This window comes from uncultured Clostridium sp., from assembly GCF_934754925.1.
Taxonomy (GTDB): Bacteria; Bacillota; Clostridia; order Clostridiales; family Clostridiaceae; genus Clostridium.
In genome coordinates this window covers 1-19,155 of the sequence record NZ_CAKVJA010000048.1, presented here as the reverse complement: position 1 = coordinate 19,155, position 19,155 = coordinate 1, and the positions used below count along the sequence as shown (strand labels likewise).

Annotated in this window: 17 protein-coding genes and 1 pseudogene; 12 read left to right on the top strand and 6 right to left on the bottom strand. The window is 29.2% G+C overall.

The window, feature by feature from the left end:
* From Q0G30_RS12220 to Q0G30_RS12205, 4 genes are all read left to right on the top strand, one after another.
* Positions 1-622: alpha/beta hydrolase (locus tag Q0G30_RS12220; protein ID WP_294390432.1), on the top strand; the 622-nt coding region annotated here is incomplete at its 5' end.
* A gap of 117 nt (positions 623-739) precedes the next feature.
* Complete coding sequence (locus Q0G30_RS12215; RefSeq protein ID WP_294390429.1) at positions 740-1,042, top strand: hypothetical protein; 303 nt, start codon at positions 740-742, stop codon at positions 1,040-1,042.
* Positions 1,008-2,195: an ATP-binding protein gene (locus Q0G30_RS12210; RefSeq protein WP_294390426.1), complete on the top strand. Its 1,188-nt coding sequence runs from the start codon at positions 1,008-1,010 to the stop codon at positions 2,193-2,195. The genes Q0G30_RS12215 and Q0G30_RS12210 overlap by 35 nt, the downstream gene beginning before the upstream one ends.
* Before the next feature lie 126 nt (positions 2,196-2,321).
* Complete coding sequence (locus Q0G30_RS12205) at positions 2,322-2,621, top strand: hypothetical protein (RefSeq protein ID WP_195468900.1); 300 nt, start codon at positions 2,322-2,324, stop codon at positions 2,619-2,621.
* A gap of 90 nt (positions 2,622-2,711) precedes the next feature.
* Here the strand turns inward: Q0G30_RS12205 and Q0G30_RS12200 are convergent, their stop codons facing one another.
* Positions 2,712-4,391, bottom strand: coding sequence for a carbon starvation protein A (locus Q0G30_RS12200; RefSeq protein WP_294390424.1), 1,680 nt, complete (start codon positions 4,389-4,391; stop codon positions 2,712-2,714).
* A gap of 312 nt (positions 4,392-4,703) precedes the next feature.
* Between Q0G30_RS12200 and Q0G30_RS12195 the strand changes: the two genes are divergently transcribed.
* Positions 4,704-5,612 (top strand): Ppx/GppA family phosphatase, encoded by a 909-nt coding sequence (locus tag Q0G30_RS12195; RefSeq protein WP_195468894.1) that lies wholly within the window; start codon positions 4,704-4,706, stop codon positions 5,610-5,612.
* 170 nt (positions 5,613-5,782) lie between these two features.
* Here the strand turns inward: Q0G30_RS12195 and Q0G30_RS12190 are convergent, their stop codons facing one another.
* From Q0G30_RS12190 to Q0G30_RS12180, 3 genes are all read right to left on the bottom strand, one after another.
* Positions 5,783-6,076, bottom strand: coding sequence for an LPXTG cell wall anchor domain-containing protein (locus tag Q0G30_RS12190; RefSeq protein WP_294390421.1), 294 nt, complete (start codon positions 6,074-6,076; stop codon positions 5,783-5,785).
* A 36-nt stretch (positions 6,077-6,112) separates the two neighbouring features.
* The gene (locus Q0G30_RS12185; protein ID WP_294390419.1) at positions 6,113-9,979 is read right to left on the bottom strand and encodes a M60 family metallopeptidase; all 3,867 of its coding nucleotides are present in this window, start codon (positions 9,977-9,979) and stop codon (positions 6,113-6,115) included.
* A 305-nt stretch (positions 9,980-10,284) separates the two neighbouring features.
* Positions 10,285-11,415, bottom strand: a complete 1,131-nt coding sequence (locus Q0G30_RS12180) for a zinc-dependent alcohol dehydrogenase (RefSeq protein ID WP_294390416.1) — start codon at positions 11,413-11,415, stop codon at positions 10,285-10,287.
* 394 nt (positions 11,416-11,809) lie between these two features.
* Here Q0G30_RS12180 and Q0G30_RS12175 point away from each other — a divergent pair, with 394 nt between their 5' ends.
* Complete coding sequence (locus Q0G30_RS12175; protein WP_294390411.1) at positions 11,810-12,637, top strand: amidohydrolase family protein; 828 nt, start codon at positions 11,810-11,812, stop codon at positions 12,635-12,637.
* Positions 12,638-12,701: 64 nt separating this feature from the next.
* Here the strand turns inward: Q0G30_RS12175 and Q0G30_RS12170 are convergent, their stop codons facing one another.
* Positions 12,702-13,925, bottom strand: a complete 1,224-nt coding sequence (locus Q0G30_RS12170) for an AraC family transcriptional regulator (protein WP_294390407.1) — start codon at positions 13,923-13,925, stop codon at positions 12,702-12,704.
* Positions 13,926-14,164: 239 nt separating this feature from the next.
* Between Q0G30_RS12170 and Q0G30_RS12165 the strand changes: the two genes are divergently transcribed.
* Complete coding sequence (locus Q0G30_RS12165) at positions 14,165-16,405, top strand: glycoside hydrolase family 2 TIM barrel-domain containing protein (RefSeq protein WP_294390404.1); 2,241 nt, start codon at positions 14,165-14,167, stop codon at positions 16,403-16,405.
* Positions 16,406-16,469: 64 nt separating this feature from the next.
* Here the strand turns inward: Q0G30_RS12165 and Q0G30_RS12160 are convergent, their stop codons facing one another.
* On the bottom strand, positions 16,470-16,823 hold the full coding sequence (locus tag Q0G30_RS12160) for a DUF6568 family protein (RefSeq protein ID WP_294390401.1): 354 nt from the start codon (positions 16,821-16,823) through the stop codon (positions 16,470-16,472).
* A 120-nt stretch (positions 16,824-16,943) separates the two neighbouring features.
* On the opposite strand from Q0G30_RS12160, the gene Q0G30_RS12155 reads away from it, so the two are divergent.
* From Q0G30_RS12155 to Q0G30_RS12135, 5 genes and pseudogenes are all read left to right on the top strand, one after another.
* Positions 16,944-17,132, top strand: coding sequence for a hypothetical protein (locus Q0G30_RS12155; RefSeq protein ID WP_294390398.1), 189 nt, complete (start codon positions 16,944-16,946; stop codon positions 17,130-17,132).
* On the top strand, positions 17,122-17,217 hold the full coding sequence (locus Q0G30_RS12150) for a PTS lactose/cellobiose transporter subunit IIA (protein ID WP_366013998.1): 96 nt from the start codon (positions 17,122-17,124) through the stop codon (positions 17,215-17,217). Before Q0G30_RS12155 ends, Q0G30_RS12150 begins: the two co-directional genes overlap by 11 nt.
* Positions 17,214-17,315 (top strand): annotated as a pseudogene (locus Q0G30_RS12145) (acetyltransferase); the annotation flags it as partial. The gene Q0G30_RS12150 and the pseudogene Q0G30_RS12145, both read left to right, overlap by 4 nt.
* A gap of 254 nt (positions 17,316-17,569) precedes the next feature.
* Entirely contained in the window at positions 17,570-18,325 is a 756-nt protein-coding gene (locus Q0G30_RS12140; protein WP_294390396.1) for an AIM24 family protein, read from the top strand.
* 180 nt (positions 18,326-18,505) lie between these two features.
* Positions 18,506-18,814 carry an MGMT family protein gene (locus Q0G30_RS12135; protein WP_294390393.1) on the top strand — a complete coding sequence of 103 codons (309 nt, stop codon included), beginning with the start codon at positions 18,506-18,508 and terminating at the stop codon, positions 18,812-18,814.
* Positions 18,815-19,155: the final 341 nt, after the last annotated feature.

Genomic DNA, 19,155 nt, shown 5'->3' with positions numbered 1-19,155 from the left:
ATATGTTTTTAGTCGAAAAAATCAACTAGAGGAAGGTTATTCTACAAAAGATATGGCTAAAGACCAGGTAGAGGTAATGAAAAAACTTGGGATTTCCAAAGCTTCTATAATAGGGGTTTCCCAAGGTGGAATGATTGCTCAATACATTGCTATTGATTACCCAGAGTTGCTTGATAAGCTGGTTTTAGCTGTAACAGTATCCAGACAAAATGCAACGGTGCAGAGTGTTGTTAGCAATTGGATAGCCATGGCTGAAGTAAACAATTATAAAGGTATAGTTATTGATACAGTTGAAAAATCATATAGTGATAAGAATATAAAAAAATACAGGCTACTATACCCTATTCTTAGTAGAATAGGAAAACCAAAAGATTTTAGTAGATTTATAATACAGGCAAATGCTTGCATTCACCATGATTCATATAATGAACTGGAGAGGATAAAGTGTAAAACATTAGTGATAGGTGGTGACAGTGATAAGGTAGTGGGAAAAAACTCATCAGAGGAAATTGCTGAAAGAATACCATATAGCAAATTAATAATACTTAAGGGCCTTGGACACATGGCGTATGAAGAAGCAAAGGATTTTAATCGTCAAGTTTTAAGTTTCTTGAATTCATAAAGATTATTGATAGTAAACCAACAGACAATTCAATTGGAGATTGGGTTTTTACGTTTGTATTTATTGGTTTAATAGTTGTATTGCAATTTTTGAAACCAGAACTTCAAAGATTAAAGATTGGTACATGGTGGGCCATGTTGTTCAGAAATACCATATGTGAGAAAGTATCAGAATTTATTAGAACAGAATTTTACAATTGTTCATTATGATCAAAGGGGCAGTGGAAAATCTTATGATTTTGGGACTGATTATTCAGATGTTTATGCAAATACCCATGTGGAAGATTTAACAATAATGTATAAATGGAGAAAATTATATTTAAATATTAACTTACAGAAGCAAAATAGGGGCCATTTTATAAGAAGCAAAAATTGGGGGTTATTATATGAAAAAATTAGAACAAATAAATATGAAGGCTAAATCATTTGTAGTATTTAATAATATATTAGAAGATGATGTTATGAAGGCATTTCTTAATATGATAGATATTAAAGAAAAAAGTGATATTAAAAAAGTTGAAGAATACAGTAATTTTACACGTAAGCTATTCGAAAAAAGTGAAAATTTTTCTGATTATATATGGAAGCTTATTATATTTAATGAAAATATATATGTTCATAAACTAGCTAGTAAAGAAATAATTTCTAATATGCTTGCACAATGTGTAAAACATGAATTACAAACATTGCAGGATATTGCCACAATAACATCACAGGATATAAGAAGTGAAATTGAATATAATGGATTCATGGCAGAATGGTCAATAAATACAGAATATGATTTTAATAAAATGTATGAAGAAAGAATGGAAAAGTTATTTACAGTTGGTTATGGTATTTATTCAAATAATATAATGTTTACTTATGATAATGGAAAGGTTGCTCCTGTGAAATATCCTGATAATATTAGACTATCAAGTCATATTGGTTATGAAAGAGAGAGAAAGAGGATTATAGATAACACATATGCATTTATAAAAGGAAAGCCAGCAGCTAATGTTCTTTTATATGGTGATGCTGGAACTGGTAAATCATCTACAGTAAAGGCAATTGTAAATGAATATGCTAATGAAGGGTTAAGAATGATTGAAGTTAGAAAAGGTGACTTACTTGAAATTCCAAAGCTTATTCAAGAGCTTGCAAATAATCCATTGAAATTTATTTTATTTATTGATGATTTATCCTTTTCAAAGAATAATGAAGAAATAGGTGCATTAAAAGCAATTTTAGAAGGTTCTGTAACAGCTAAAACATCAAATGTTGTTATTTATGCAACAAGTAATAGACGTCATTTAGTTCAAGAATCATTTTCAGAACGTCAAGGTGATGATATTCATAGAAATGAAACAATCCAAGAGCAAATTTCATTATCAGATCGTTTCGGATTGTCTATTTGTTTTTCAAAGCCAAATAAAAAGGAATATCTAGATATTATACATGGATTGCTTGAGGAATATAAAGTTAAAAAAATTGAAAATGTTGATATGTTAGCAGAACAACATGCTATGTCAAGGGGAGGACGTTCAGGCAGAATTGCTCGTCAGTTTGTAGAATATTTAAAAAGTATAGAGTAAAAGCATTTTACTATATATATTTTGGTAGAGCAGTGTTAATAAGTGAGAATATTTTGCCTTTTAAAATACCTATAAAAATTATATAATTAACTCATTAAAGTATGAACTGAGAAGTGAGGCAATATAATGGCAAAAAGTAAGAAACGTAAGAATAAAACAGTAAATAAAAAATCAAGTAGTATAAGAAATAAAAAAGTTATTAAAGAAGAAAATAACATAAAAGCAAAGGGTCCTTTTATGAATTTCATGAGTAAAAAGTGGCCAAGAGTCATATTGCATATTATTACAGCTATAATATGGATATTTTTCTTAGCAGATTTTTTTACGTTCCAACAATTAGGAGGATTTCCTAACCCTATATTATCGATTTTAGCATTAGTTGTATTAATGTTAGAATATGCAGTTTCTAAAGGATTAAAGAAATAAAGTTTTATTAAATATTTGATAAGTAAAATGTGGAGCTGTATTCAGACTGAATTTATTAATTCAATCTGATACAGCTCCTTTTTAATTATTTTAATTAGTTGTAACTACATTATTTTTAGAATCTTTTTTAAATAATTTTTTAAAGCAAGAAACTGCAACCATAAATCCTAAACATATTAGTAGAATTGCAAATATTAATTGTAATCCATCAGTAAGAAATACAAATTGACCTACAGTTATTTTTTTAATAATACCTAAAATAGCTTGTACTAATGCTGTAAATGTTACAGATAACATTACAATCATAGGAGCCCATAACATAAAGCCTTTTCTTTTAGTACTTTTTAAGAATACAGCAAGAGTAATTAATACTAATGCAGATAATAATTGATTAGCTGCTCCGAATAATGGCCAAACGTTATTGTATCCACCAAGTGAAAGGATAAGTCCTATTGCTAAAGTAAGAATTGTTGCAAAATATTTATTTGTCATTAATTTAGAAATTCCAGTAGCTTCTTTAGAATCATCTTTAAATAATTCTTGAAGAGACATACGGCCAATACGTGCAACAGAGTCTAAAGAGGTTAGTGCTAATGCTGATACACACATTGTCATTATACAATTAGCAATATGTTCTGGAATTCCTAAAAGACCTAAGAAACCAGCAACATTGCTTGAAAATATAGCAAAAGGAGTTCCCTCAGGCATCTTTCCTCCAACAGCAGCAGCACCTACTACAACAAGAGCAATTACACCTAATAAAGATTCAATAAGCATAGCACCATAGCCTATACTTAGCATATCTTTTTCATTTTTTACTTGTTTAGATGAAGTTTCAGATGAAACTAAACTATGGAATCCAGAAACGGCACCACAAGCAATTGTTATAAATAATGTTGGAAATAAGAACTTTCCATCTACTTCAAATCCTACAAATGCAGGTAGGTTCATTTCAGGTTTAGCTACTACAACACCTAAAACAGCACCAATAATCATTGCAAGTAACAAAAATGTACTTAAGTAATCTCTTGGTTGCATTAATAGCCACATTGGAGTAATTGATGCTAAGAAAAGATAAGCAAAAGTTACTATTAACCAAGTTGTTTTATCAAAATATAGAGGAAATGCTATTCCTACAGCTAGCATAGCTACTAAAAGAACAACTCCGATTATAAATTGTAAACTTTGACTTGGGTTTTTATATTTAATAAAAACTCCAAAAATCATTGCAACTATTATAAATAGCATTGAAATTGATGCAGCTGATGCATTTGGTGTAAGTAAAGAACCATCTTGAGCTATTCCATTAAATGTATTAGCGACTATATCAGAAAAAGCTGCAATTACTAGTAAAGTAAATATCCAAGCAAATAAAAAGAAAAATTTCCTTCCTGTTTTACCGATATATTGTTCAATTAAGCCTCCAATTGATTTACCTTCATTTTTAACAGATGCGTATAAAGCAGCAAAATCATGTACTGCTCCAAAGAATATTCCGCCAATTAGTAACCATAATAAAACTGGTACCCAACCAAACATTGCAGCTATAATTGGTCCTGTTACAGGTCCAGCCCCTGCAATTGATGAAAATTGATGTGAAAATACTACAGCTTTTGGAGTAGGAATAAAGTCTTCGCCATCTTCCTTTGTATAAGCAGGTGTTTTTGCATTTGGATCAATTCCCCAAGTCTTAGCAAGATATCTTCCATAGGTAACATAAGCAATAGCTAAAACTAATATTGCTAGTCCTACTATAGTTAATCCGTTCATTATAAAAGCCCCCTTTTAAAAATTAAATATAATTTACAAAATATTGATAAATTACAATATATTAGTAATTATAGATAAGTAATAATAAAACGTCAATAAAGTAAAAACAAAAATAATAATTTAACAAAAAAAGTTAAATTATTATTAAAAAAGATAATAAGGAAACGTTTAACTATCATTTTTAATATACTTATATTTAATTTTGTTTATAAGAAATAAAATTAAATATAATATTATAAAATTTAATAAAAGTAAAAAAAAATTTATATCAGATGAGGAAAGGTTTAAAATGTTAATTAAGGGGTGAGTAAGGTGGAGAGAAGAGCAATAATAGATATTGGATCTAATTCAGTAAGATTAATAATTTATAGAATAAAGGGAGATTCAACATTTAAAGTAATAAATGAAGCAAAGAGGACAATTAGATTAGGTAGTTATTTAAGAGAAGATGATTATTTAAGTGAAAGTGGATTAAATATACTTCTTAAAGTATTAAAAGTATTTAAGGATATATGCAAAAGATATGAAGTCTTAGAAATATATGTTGTTGCAACAGAAGCTATTAGAAGATCTATAAATAAGTATGATGTATGCAATAAAATTAAATTGGATTTAGGATTAGAGGTAAATATTTTATCTGGACTGGAAGAGGCTAAGTATGGATATTTAGCAATTAAAAATTCAATGTTAGAGAAAAATGCTGTTTTATTGGATTTAGGTGGATCTAGTATGGAAATCACACTTATGGAAAATGGGGAATTTAAAGAAACAATAAGCTTACCACTAGGAAGTATTCCTCTTACTAAAATGTTTAATAATCTTGAAAGTAAGGAAATGGAGATTGAGCTTAATAAATTTATTTATGATAGATTGCAAGAAATATCATGGTTGAAGAAAAATAATAACTTAAATGTAATTGGAATTGGTGGTATTGCAAAACATATAGGTAGAGTATCTAAAGGTAATGAAGATTACCCTAAAGAATTACTTCATAATTATAGTATGACAAGAGATGAGATTTCTAAAATATATGCTGAGTTTTTAAAATTACCTATAAAAGAAAGAAGTAATTTTAAGGGGTTATCAAAAAAGAGAGCTGAAATATTTGCAGCACCTCTTGGAGCTATTTTAGTAATACTTAAGTATTTTGATTCAGAAAAGTATATTATAAGTGCTATAGGACTTAGAGAAGGGATAATTTATGAAAAATATAAATATTAATAATATATGATTAAAGTATATACTGGAACAGGAAAAATTCTTATGGCACCTTGTAGCCTTAATATAGTTTTAGGAGAGAGTATAGTGTTATTAAGAATTATAAAATATCTTAATAGTTATCAAGTGATAAAAAGAGAATTAGATTATATATCCAATTCTCTTTTTATATTTTATTTAGAACTTGTAATTTTTCTTTTTGTTAAAACTAATCCTAATGCTACTAATAGTAATGAGCCTAAAACAACTACATAATTTGATAATACATTTCCTGTTGAAGGAAGCTTTTCTGGATTTTTATTAGTTTCATTATTACTATTTGTATTATCAGAAGTTTCATCTGAGGATCCAGGTATTTCTGATACATCAGGAGCTTCTTCCGGTTTTTCTACTGGAGTATCAGGTGTTACTGGTACATTAGGAGTTCCTTCAGGTTTCTCCACAGGAGTATCAGGTGTTTCTGGCATATCAGGAGTTTCTCCTGGTTTTGTTTCATCATTAACTTAATTTGACAATACTATTATTTTTCTTTCAGCTATAACAGTGTTATTATCGCTATCTGTTACTTCATATTTTACAGAATAATTTCCTTCAGTTAAGCTACTTAAGTCCAGTGTAGGTAATTGTAGTGATTTTATTAAATCTCCATCTTCTAAATCTGTTACACTTACTCCATTAGCAAAATCAAATCCATTACCTTCACCTTCATTTATTACTATATCATCTAATCCAGTTATTACTGGTAATTGATTTGTTACTGTTACTATTCTATCTACAGTTGTAGTGTTTCTATCACTATCAGTTACAGTATAAGTTAATGTATATTCTTTATTTGTTCCTGGAGTAGGCTTATCTAATTCCCCAGTTACATTTATTTGTAATCCAGTTGTATCAATATCATCACTGTAGCTAACACCATTCATCTTATCGAATGTATCAACTTGTCCAACTCCTATTTTTATATTATCAGCACCATGTATAACAGGTGGATTTGATTTAGCAGGAGCTTTTCCTTTATAAAAGATACCATCTGTAGATATCATATTAAGAGCTATTTCTTCATTTATAGCACGAACTTCTACCACATGCTTACCTTGGCTTTGCATATTTAATGTAATTGAAGGCTCCCTTAGTGATCCTGTTAATTTAACTTTTTCCCACTTACCACCATCAACTCTAATTTCTACTTCAACATCTTTAGTTACGTATATATTACTTTCATTTCCTTCAAAACAATACATAAAGTAACCAGTAGTTGTATTGTATGTTGCACCATTTATAAAAGCTCCATTAGAATGTTTTACCCAATCTCCTTCATATTGTATAAAGCTAGAGTCTTGAGCTATTACATTTTTAACATTTGTTTTATTTGATAACTTTACTTCTGCAACTATTGTTATATCATAGCCATCTCTATTATTTAAAGCTCTAATTTTTAAATATTTAGCGGTTGTTTGTGGTAATGATATTTTTATGTCTGCAAGGGCCTTTGAATTACCTTTTCTTGTTTTATCATCAGCTATCTGTGTCCAAACAGTTTTATCTCCATCATACTCATCTGCTATAAATATTTCATAATCTCCTATTACACCAACATGGTCATATGTACGTGTATATATTTCTAGATTATTAAAAGATTTTTCTCCACCTAAATCAAATATATATTCATGTGGAAAAGGTGTTTTATTAGAATTATCATAAGATGAGTGGAAATATGTATTTATATCTCCGTCAACTATATTTTCTTTAATACCTTCATTAAGAGAGTTTGGATCATTATTAGGAATAACTCCTTGTGGAGTACTAATAACTGTTAATCCTTTTACTGTAGTTTCATCTGCTGTTGCTAAAATTGATGGTCTAATATACTCAGGATCTGGCATGATATAGTTTCTATCTGTAGTTTTACCTACATCATCTAACTTAGAATAAACCTTAGTTATTGATTTCCAACTAGTGTCGCCAGAAGTTTTTCTAATATTTACATCAGCCCAGCCTATACCTCCAGTATTTTTAGCTACTAATGTATATGAATAAACTTTATTAGCTTCTAATTTTACAGTAAAGCTAGTTGATTTAGCGTTGTCATTACTATCAAATTGTTGAGAAAGCTTAAATGCATCATCAGCAGTCTTTGCATAATCATTAGTTATAGATTGTAGTATAGATTTATTATCTAAATGTAACTGAAAAGCAGCTCTATCATCTCCAAAAGCTTGGAATTCATATTCACCATCTTCATCTACCATAAAGTACCCATTACTTCTAGATAATTTATCACCTTCTGCTGAATCAATTCTCATTCCAGTTGATGTTGAGGTTCCATATGGAGTGCTTGTCTTTAAAGCCTCTAAGGCTTCATAAATATCCCATTTAAGTATATCAAAATGCTCTACAACACTAGCATTATAATCTAGAGCTATAGTACAGTTTAATTTAGTATCATGAACAATTCCATCTTTTTCAACTCTAACTGTTAATACAAATTCATCTAGTGCATTTTCAGGCATTGATGTACTAGCTAAGTAATCATATTTACCATCAGTTCTTAATTGTAAGGCTCCATATTTTGGCTGTGATACATCTATTACAGTTACATTACCAGGTGAAACTAAACTTTTCTGGAAGTCAAATGTATAACCACTAGATGGAATATAGAAAGGTCTACCTGTTTCTCTTCCTACTTCACCCATTGCATATACACTTTGTACTGGAATAATCTCATCATATCCAAGGGCTTTTATCTTATTAATTGTTTCTTGCTTTAATGGCCAACGTAATTCCTTTTGTATATACCATGTATAATCACGTCCACCAGCCACACAAAATCTATATGCCATATCATCATATCTATCTTCTCTCTTCAGTTTACCTTCACTTTCAAGCTTATAATCATATGGTGGAATGTATATTCCGTTAAAAGTACCTCCCTCATAAGTTGACTTAATAACATTAACATAGTTTATTGGTCCAATTTCATGAGCAAACGTACTAAACATAAAGTTACCTATATTCGGTACACCAGGATAGTACTTAACACCTTCAAATATTTGTTGCTTTAAGCTACTATAAGGATCTGCAACCTTATTCCAATCATAAGTTCCTTCTTCACCTCTAGAAGCTGCTATATTAGTATATAAAATATATGATGCAGCACTTAAAGCATTATTAGTTATTTCAGTAAAATCATTTCCAAGGCCCCATTCATCAGAATATCCACTGTATCTCCTTTGATAATGGTGATTTATTTCATGTATTAGTCCCCAGTTTCCATTTTTCATTAGACCATCATAATTAAATGCATCTTTTGCCCATTCTGGAGGTAAATTACATGTCCATGCACCTACACTTGCATATGCTAGACCAGCAGTTATGTATTGGTCGAAAGTAAGAGTCATTGGTGTAGTTCTTTTTTCAAGGCCCATTGCATTAGAGCTTAAGGCTGCTACATTTGTCCAAAATACTGCAGCTTTATATGGATCTTCAATATTACGAATAAATTTGGCAGGTAATATAAATCTTAAATAAGGAGTTCTTATTTCGGCAAATATACCAGGTGCATCTTTGGCTACTTGCCATTCTTCAGCAGTTGTTTTACCTAAATCATAATAAGGTGTGTCAACTACGCCCTTGATATCTACTTCAATATTTGCTCCTGAAGGAATTGACTCTGCAATCTCTATGAAGACCATTCCCCCAAAAGGCGTACCTACTTTAGTTTCTTTTTCGCTAATGGAGAAGGTTTTACCTAAATATGGCATACGGTTTTCAGTTCCATGATTATGAGCATATCCATCTGCATTGACCATTGTCATACCAACACTAATTTTAATTTTTCCTTGTTTAGCGTATTTTAAAGCTTCATCATTTAATGTTACAGTTGCTATTTCACCAGCTGGAACATATGATGCTAATGAATGTGTTCCTTTAACATTAGTGTTAATATATATTTTCTTTTCAACACCTAAAGCATCATCTGGAACAGTACCATAAAATTGGCCATCAGCTGCTTTATGTTTTGTTAATGTTCCATTTTTAATGTCTTCTTCTACCTTGTCCATAATTGTTTTATTTTCGGCTTTTATTAGCTCAAAGGTAGCTTCATCTGGAACTTGATTAATTAAAGGTATTGGATAGCTACTTATATCATAAAGTCCAGTCACTTGTGGTAAACTACGTGGAATATCTGTCTTAGTTGTTATAACGCTATCTGTTGTGTCATATACAAAGGTATCATTGATTCCTTCTGAATATATTGGATTGCTGTAATCATAATTTTCATCTGCAAAAATAACTTTGTTAAAACTTAATGTAACAGCAAATACAAATACAGATAGTTTACATATGGTTTTTATGAATTTTTTCTTCATTGGTATCTTTTCCTTTTTTTATTTGATTATATTAATAATTACAAGTAGAATAATTATAATACAAAATTTGGTTAAATTAAACACTTTATTAAAAATCATTTTAATAGTATACTTTTTTCCATTTGGTTTTTAGAACTACAATTAATTAAATAAGAAATAGTGTGTATAGACTAAAGTTGCTTTAGTAGTGAGGAAACTAATAATTTATTTGAGGAGAGTATAATATGTGGGTATAGATAAAAATAAAAATAGTAGCTTTTCAATTGTGAGATGCAGCTACTATTTTTTTGAAATTTTTTCTACAATTATGGTTTTAATATTACCTTGATACAGTTATCCAATTTACCATCAAATATATCATAAGCATACTTACCTTCAGATAATGAAAGTTTATGGGTTATGATATCAGTAGGGTCATAATCACCTTTTTTAATTATATCTAAAATTTTAGGCATATAAGCTTGAGCAGGACATTGACCCATTTTTAATGTTATATTTTTAGAAAAGAAATCTCCTAATGGGAACATATTATATCTTCCACCATAAACACCAATCATCATAATAGTTCCACCTTTTCTAATGGCTTGAGATGAAATTTCAATTGCTGATTTTGATCCACCTTGGAGTTTTAATAAAGTTTCAACTTTTTCAAATTTAGTCATTACACCATCCATTCCTACGCAATCTATGACAACATCTGCACCACCATGAGTAATTTCTCTTATATATTCTCCTGTGTCATCATAATCCTCAAAATTAATTGTCTCAACGCCTTTATAGGAAGCGGCATGATTAAGTCTATATTCAACTCTATCTACTGCAATAATTCTATTTACATTTTTTAAGATAAGCCATTTTATAACAGATAGGCCTATAGGTCCACAACCAAGAACTACAACTGTATCGCCTTTTTTAACACCTGCATTATCTACACCCCAGTAAGATGTTGGTAGAACATCAGTAAGAAAAAGCACTTGCTCATCAGATAATTCTTCTGGAATTTTTATAGGACCCACATTAGCATAGGGAACTCTTAAATATTCAGCTTGACCTCCATCATATCCACCAAAAGTATCACTATAGCCAAAAATTCCACCACATGAACCATATTCATTAGAGTTATCACATTGACTGTATAACTCATGTTTACAATAAAAGCAGTGACCGCAAGATATTGGAAATGGAATAACAACTCTGTCACCCTTTTTTAAATTAGTAACGTCATTACCTATTTCTTCAACTATGCCCATTGTTTCATGTCCTAAAATTGAGTTCTTTTTAAGATTTGGAATCATTCCATGAATTAAATGAAGATCTGAACCACATATAGCAGTAGATGTAACTTTAATAATAATATCATCACTTTTTTTTATTGTGGGATCAGCTACATCACGGACATTTACATTTTTAACTCCTTCATATACAATAGCTTTCAATAATATACCTCCTTAATATAGCAAAATTTATGTATAATATAGTTTTATCTATGCTAAGTTAAAATATTCTTTCTTCCAATAGGAATAATAATTCAATTTATGTTAAATGTAGCACTCATAGTAAAGGTATTGGTAAGGCAATGTGGGATGAAATTGAAAGGTTACATCCTAAAACAAAGATATGGGAAACTTGCACACCTTGTTTTGACAAGGATGATTTTTTATAATAGCTAGAAAAAACATACTTAATAATCATGCTGTTTTTTAGATAGTGCATATTCTTAAAATTATGGACAAGATAAAATGATAGGGATATAATTACAAATATAAAACATGAATACGTTTAATATAAAGTTAGATATTATATTTTAGTAGTGGATAGGGGAGAGTAAAAATGAGAATAGATATGCATGTACATATAGGTTATGCATTAGGATGGGATATGACTGAAGATATGGTATTAGAATCTATGGAAAGGTATAAAATAGATTTTAGTATAGTTTCAAATACTGAATCTGTAAGATATGATCATAATTTTAAAGAGGTTCCAATAGAAATGCAACATAGTCAAATGGAATCATTAAAAAGAAGTATAGACTTTGCAAGAAGATTTCCAGATAAAATAGGGGTAATGCCATGGAGTAGACCAGAAAGTGAAAGATTAAGTGGTGAGTTTAAACAATATATAATAGATAATTTAGATATTATATGCGGAATAAAAATGCATCCATATCATTCACATTTAGCATTTGATTCTAATAATTTATATGAATATTTAAATTTGGCAGAAGAGTTACAGCTTCCAGTACTTATACATACTGGTGGATGTGATGAAGCAAGTCCAGAAAGAGTTTATAATATGGCACTTAAATATCCCAATGTTAATTTTATTATGGGGCATATGGAACTTGGAACTGATAATGAAAATGCTATAAATTATATTTCAAAATTACCTAATTTATATGGTGACACAGCATGGGTACCAATAAAAAGTGTTATAAAAGCAATAAAAACTTTTGGTAGTGAAAAAATATTATTTGGTAGTGATAATCCAATAGATGGAGTTGATACTTATCATCATAATCCTAAAGGAGAGCCATCATTATATCAACAATATTTTAATGACTTAAAAGATATGATAAGTAAAGAAGACTACGAAAATATTATGTATAAGAATTCTATAAAGTTATTTAATTTAGAGAAAATATTAAAATTGAAGTAGTTATATAAAAGCTCAAGAGTTAAGTGATATACTCTTGAGCTTTTAGTTTGAAAAAACTTATATTTTAATTAGATTTTAAACTAGTTCTATATTTTTTTGGTGACATTCCTATTTGTTTTTTAAATAAAGTATAAAAATAGGAAGTATTATTTAAGCCAATTAAATCAGCAATTTCCTCAATAGATAAATTAGTGGTTTTTAGTAGATTTAAAGAAGTATAAATTCTTTTTTGATTTATATAAGTTATGATATTAACTCCTAATTCTTTTTTAAATAAACGAGTCAGATAATCAGGAGATAGCCCTATTTCAGAAGCAATTTTTTTTACAGTAATATTGGATGAAAGATTTAAATTAATAAATTCAATAGCTTGTTTTACAATTGGTGAATATTTAGAAAGAGAATATTTTTTAGTAAGAAGACAATAAGAGTTAACTATTTGCTGTTGAATATTATTAAGCTCTTCAAATGATAATGCATGTTCTATTTTTATTGCCCACTTCCCTGATAATTCATCTAAATAAATAGGGTGTATACCCGCACTATGTGCAGCCTTACGAAATAAAGTATTAGCGCTTAATAATAGATTTTTCATGTTCCTTACTGAATCCTTAGTACGAATAATTTCTAAACATTTTAGAGAGTTTTTTTCAATATGAGATTGAGCAAGAGCTATATCACCACTTGCAATATAAGATAGTAGCTTATCTTCATCAGCATATCTATTTTCAATTATTTTATACATAGAGTTACGATTTATATTTTTTACAAATAAACTATAGCTAGAATTTTCCTTTGGGAGATTGCTTAAATCAATAGTATTTACATGAGAATCAATTGGAGTTTCTGTAGTGTATTCATTTATAGTAGATAAAATTTCAAATACAGTTGTTGTATCAATATATGGGATAGATTGATAATAGCTTTTTAATTTGGAGGTATAATCCAAGTTAAGTTTTAAGTTATTCATAATAGAAAAAAATAAATTATCATTTATAGGATCTTCTAAAAAAGGTCCTATAATAAGATGGGAATCTTTTTCTTTAGATATACACAATATTTGATATTGTGTGTTAAATGGTGTAATAACATTAGTAATTGTAGAAGTTTTACATTGTTTTAAATATTGCTTTAAACATTTAATAAGATGGTAGTCTACCATAGAAGAAAAGTTTGAATAATCTTCTAAAATAATAGAATCTAATTGTAATTTTTCAAAATATCTAACTTTAACAGGAATACATTTAGAAAGTAATTTTTTTGCGAAATCTACGATATCTAATTGCATAAATATGACTCCTCTATATGATTAAAATTTAAAATTATAATTACTAAAAAATAAAAATATCGGATATGTAAATATTATAGACGGATATGTGAATAAAGAAAAGATTTTTTTTGATATAATTAAGATACTACTTATAAGAAGATATTTAGATTTACTTTATAAGGAGTTATATAAAATCAAGGAAATTAATTCTAAAGAGAAGATTTGATTTAAATGTGAAGGTTTAGGAGGAAAGTCATATGAGGGCAATTTATAATTTTAATAATAAATGGGCATTTTCAAAAGAAGCTACAGAAGTACCAAGTGTAATGCCGGAAAGATGGTATTGGGTTACATTACCTCATACTTGGAATGATATTGATGGACAAGATGGAGGAAATGACCTTTATAGAGGAACAGCTTATTATGCAAAAGAATTAGAAAAAGTGGATTTACCAAAGGGTGATAAATATTATTTAGAATTTTTAGGAGCAAATTCTTCTGCAACAGTTTATGTTAATGGGAAAAAATTAGCAGATCACCATGGGGGTTATTCTACATGGAGAGTAGACATTACTGATGTACTAGAAGATAAAAACTTATTTGTAGTTGAAGTAGATAATTCACAAAATGATAGAGTATATCCACAACATGCAGACTTTACATTCTATGGTGGAATTTATCGTGATGTAAATATTATTGCAGTAAAAAATTCACATTTTGATTTAGAATACTATGGTGGACCAGGTATTAAGGTAACTCCAGAGGTAATAGGTACAGATGCTAAGGTTTCTGTAGAGGTATTTGTAAAAAATGCTATGGAAAATCAAAGGTTAGTATATATATTAAAAGATGCCGAAGGAAATATAATTGTTGATAAAGAAACAGCTGCTTCAGAAACAGAAGTTATTTTTAACATTGAAAACGTTCACCTATGGCATGGTAAAAAAGATCCATATTTATATACAGCAGAAGTATATTTAAAAGATGAAGAAGTATTAGATAATGTTAGTACTAGATTTGGATGTCGTACTTTTAAAATAGATCCAGAACTTGGATTTATATTAAATGGTGAAGAATATCCTCTTAGAGGTGTATCTCGTCATCAAGATAGATGGGGAATTGGTAATGCATTACTTCCAGAACATCATGAAGAAGACATGGATATGATATGTGAAATGGGAGCTACAACAATTCGTCTTGCTCATTATCAACATGATCAATATTTCTATGATTTATGTGATGAAAAAGGTATGGTTATATGGGCAGAAATTCCATACATTTCTACACATATGCCAAATGGACGTGAAAATACAATTTCACAAATGAAAGAATTAATTATTCAAAATTATAACCATCCATCAATTGTAGTATGGGGATTATCTAATGAAATAACTATGTCAGGAGAATCTACTGAAGATTTAAGAGAAAATCATGTAATTTTAAATGATTTAGCACATGAAATGGATAAAACAAGACTTACAACAATGGCTTGCGTATCTATGTGTAGTATGGATGATCCATATGTTCAAATTCCAGATACGGTATCTTACAACCATTATTTTGGATGGTATGGAGGAGATACATCTGAAAATGGTCCTTGGTTTGATAGTTTCCATGAAAAATATCCCAATATCCCTATTGGATGTAGTGAATATGGTTGTGAAGCATTAAACTGGCATACATCTAATCCAGAACAAGGTGATTATACAGAAGAATATCAAGCATATTATCATGAAGAATTAATTAAACAACTATTCACAAGAAAATATTTATGGGCAACACATGTATGGAATATGTTTGACTTTGGTGCAGATTCTCGTAATGAAGGTGGAGAAAATGGTCAAAATCATAAAGGATTAGTTACTTTTGATCGTAAATATAAGAAGGATTCATTCTATGCTTATAAGGCTTGGTTATCAAATGAACCATTTGTACACATCTGTGGTAAGAGATATGTTGATAGAGTAGAAGAAACTACTAAGGTTACAGTTTATTCAAATCAACCTGAAGTAGAATTATTTGCTAATGGTAAGAGTCTTGGTAAGCAAAGTTCTCCTGAACATTTCTTCTATTTTGAAGTACCTAATACAGGGGAAACTACTTTAGTAGCTATAGCTGGTGAATGTAAAGATGAAAGCTTTATTCGTAAAGTAGAAACTTTCAACGAAGATTATCGTTTAAAAGAAAAGGGAGCAATTTTAAACTGGTTTGATGTTACTGCACCAGAAGGATATTTCTCTCTTAACGATAAAGTATCTAAAATAATGGAGTCAGAAGAAGCTAGCAAAATATTTAGTGATTTTATCAATCCACTAATGTCAGGTATGATGGGAGCCGATAAAAAAGAAAGCAATGATCCAAATCCTATGATGAAAATGCTTGGAAGTTTTACAGTTCTTAGACTTACAACTCTTCTTAGTGCAGCTGAAGTTAAGGTTACAAAGGAACAATTACTTGATTTAAATTCAAAATTGAATGAAATAAAACAAGAAGATTAAAATAAAAAGGTAAAAAGCTCAAGAGTTTAAGGCTCTTGAGCTTTTTATATTTTTATTTTAAAGTTTAATTGAAAGTTAATTTTAAAATCTCATCTTCAGGCATTGAAGAATCGCAACGAACTTCAATTTCTCCATTCTTACGGACAATGAAACCTGGAACAGTTACAATATTATATTTTTCTCTAAATGATTTAAGTCCATTATCAGATGAATTATCGCTATTTATATAATAAATAGTTGTATTGATTTCACTAACTAATCCACTAAGCTTTTTAGCAAATTTACGACAGTATGGGCATGTTTCTCTACCAATATATACAATAACTAAATCTTCATTAGATAATAATTTATCTGCTTCTTCAGAAAGGATGTTTGTAAATAAACTTACATCTTCTTTATAGCTATATTCTTCACTCATTTTATTTCCTCCTAATGTATTTTTTAAAATAGTATATCAAAACTATATTATTCCATCAAATAAAATAATTATTATTTAACAAACAAAAGAAATATTAATTTTAGGGGGATTGAAAATTTTATGAAAAGATTATTAGCTAAAGTATTAGCAGCGACAGTTATTACAACAACAATAACTAATATAGGGGTTTCTAGTAATATATATGCAAATACAATGCAGAGAAATAATCAAGAAAGCACCGATGAAAATAAGAAGTGGAATTTAGTATGGGAAGATAATTTTATTTTCTTTAATAGTTATGCATGCTGAAGACCAAATGATGGCAGCAGAAACAATCAAATCATTAGTTGAAGAAATGATAGAAATGTATAAGGATTTAAAAGAAATAAGATAAATGTTGGTGATTATACTATGTATAATGATTTTGTGCATGATCCTAGAGACTTTCAGGAAAATAATATATTATACCATTATCCAATTAATCATGATAAATTTTTTTATACAAAGTAGTAAAAGCCAGTAGCTTAGTGATGGGCTACTTGCTTTCTCTACCAAAAAGCCAGATTTATTAGCGTGTATTGAGATCAGTGAGTCTAGCTTGTTATATTTTAGAGTATGAAATAAAAATACATGTATTTCTGGTTATATATGGTATAATGAGCTTGATAAATTTGAAAATTTAATAAATTAGGAAGAAAAATTATTAAAAAATATATTAATTAATAACTAATATATGGAGGTGTATCATGATTACATGTAAAAATTTATATGATAATAAAAATGTAGAAGTTATTTCTTCTAAAGGTGGAGTTAAAGTTCTTGAATATAAAAAGGATTTAAGTGTTGATGCTGCAAGTGCAATTAATGCATATTTTGCTTCAGAAATGAATGTTAGAAAGAGACAAGTTTTAATTGAATTAAATGGGAATGCATATACAATAAGTGCTGGAGCAATGCAATGGACAGCAGGAAGTGTAAAAATGGCAGCTGATGTTAAAGGAATAGGAGATTTTTTTGGTAAAGCTATTTCATCAAAAGTAACAAAGGAATCTGCAATTAAGCCTAAATATGAAGGAAGTGGATTATTAGTTCTAGAACCTACTTATAAGCATATACTTCTTGAGGAGGTTGGGGATTGGAATGGCTTAGTGCTTGATGATGGCCTTTTCCTTGCTTGTGAGTCTAAAATTAAGCAGAAGGTAGTAGCAAGAACTAATATTTCTTCAGCAATGCTTGGAAAGGAAGGATTATTTAATTTATGTCTTGAGGGGCAAGGTGTAGCTGTATTAGAAAGTCCTGTTCCAAGAGATGAACTTATAGAAATTAGTTTAGAAAATGATGAAGTTAGAATTGATGGTAATTTTGCTATTGCATGGTCTAAATCTTTAGATTTTAGAGTTGAGAAATCTAGTAAAAGTTTAGTGGGATCAGCTGTTTCAGGTGAAGGGCTTGTTAATGTATATCGTGGAACTGGAAAAATTCTTATGGCACCTATAGCTTAATATACAATATAATTAAATTATTTTTAAAAGTTTTTTGGAGAGCTAATTAATATTAGCTCTCCTTTTTAGTTAAAGACAACCTCTTGTATAAATTGAATAGTTGTTTAAAATAAGTGAAAACTAAATATTAAAATATAATAATATCTTAAACTAAGGATTTATATTATAGGTGAATAATATATGAAAAAAGTTATTAATGAGGAATTAATTTATGAAATACTTTCTGTTGTAGAGGAAATTCCAGAGGGAAAAGTAGCTACATATGGACAAATTGCCAGACTTATTGGCAGAGATAAAAATGCACGTCTTGTTGGAAAGGTTCTTAGCTATTCAGAATTTTATGGTAAATATCCATGTCATCGTGTAGTCAATTATGCTGGTAGGCTGGTACCAGGATGGAGGGAGCAAAGGTTTTTGCTATTAGATGAAGGTGTATTTTTTAAGAATGAAGATCATGTTGATATGAAGAAATGTCAGTGGGATTATTAGTAGAGGGATTTTGACTTGATGCATCTATTATTTTATCCTAACATTAATAAAAAGCCACAGAATTGTGGCTTTTTAACAAGAAAACAGAAAGAATATGATAAATAGAATTTTAAAACCCCCAGCAGACTGTGCATAAATAAAGTATTGGTTAATTAAAATTATAATTTATGCACAGTCTGCCGGGGGTCATTGAGAGGGGCAAAGCCCACTCTCTTGCTCGACACTCAGGATTTATGTCCTGGGTGTTTTTGCTATGTGTACAAAGTGCAAATTTCGAGATGAGTAGATTGAAGTGAAAGCAAAGATGTGTTATAATATTATCCGATTAGTGTTATTTTACA

Coding starts and splice junctions, on each gene's coding strand:
- Q0G30_RS12190 (WP_294390421.1), bottom strand. CDS start 6,076: ATGCCAGAAACACCTGATACTCCTGTGGAGAAACCTGAAGGAACTCCT.
- Q0G30_RS12150 (WP_366013998.1), top strand. CDS start 17,122: ATGCATGCTGAAGACCAAATGATGGCAGCAGAAACAATCAAATCATTA.
- Q0G30_RS12170 (WP_294390407.1), bottom strand. CDS start 13,925: ATGCAATTAGATATCGTAGATTTCGCAAAAAAATTACTTTCTAAATGT.
- Q0G30_RS12135 (WP_294390393.1), top strand. CDS start 18,506: ATGAAAAAAGTTATTAATGAGGAATTAATTTATGAAATACTTTCTGTT.
- Q0G30_RS12205 (WP_195468900.1), top strand. CDS start 2,322: ATGGCAAAAAGTAAGAAACGTAAGAATAAAACAGTAAATAAAAAATCA.
- Q0G30_RS12155 (WP_294390398.1), top strand. CDS start 16,944: ATGAAAAGATTATTAGCTAAAGTATTAGCAGCGACAGTTATTACAACA.
- Q0G30_RS12160 (WP_294390401.1), bottom strand. CDS start 16,823: ATGAGTGAAGAATATAGCTATAAAGAAGATGTAAGTTTATTTACAAAC.
- Q0G30_RS12210 (WP_294390426.1), top strand. CDS start 1,008: ATGAAAAAATTAGAACAAATAAATATGAAGGCTAAATCATTTGTAGTA.
- Q0G30_RS12140 (WP_294390396.1), top strand. CDS start 17,570: ATGATTACATGTAAAAATTTATATGATAATAAAAATGTAGAAGTTATT.
- Q0G30_RS12200 (WP_294390424.1), bottom strand. CDS start 4,391: ATGAACGGATTAACTATAGTAGGACTAGCAATATTAGTTTTAGCTATT.
- Q0G30_RS12165 (WP_294390404.1), top strand. CDS start 14,165: ATGAGGGCAATTTATAATTTTAATAATAAATGGGCATTTTCAAAAGAA.
- Q0G30_RS12175 (WP_294390411.1), top strand. CDS start 11,810: ATGAGAATAGATATGCATGTACATATAGGTTATGCATTAGGATGGGAT.
- Q0G30_RS12185 (WP_294390419.1), bottom strand. CDS start 9,979: ATGAAGAAAAAATTCATAAAAACCATATGTAAACTATCTGTATTTGTA.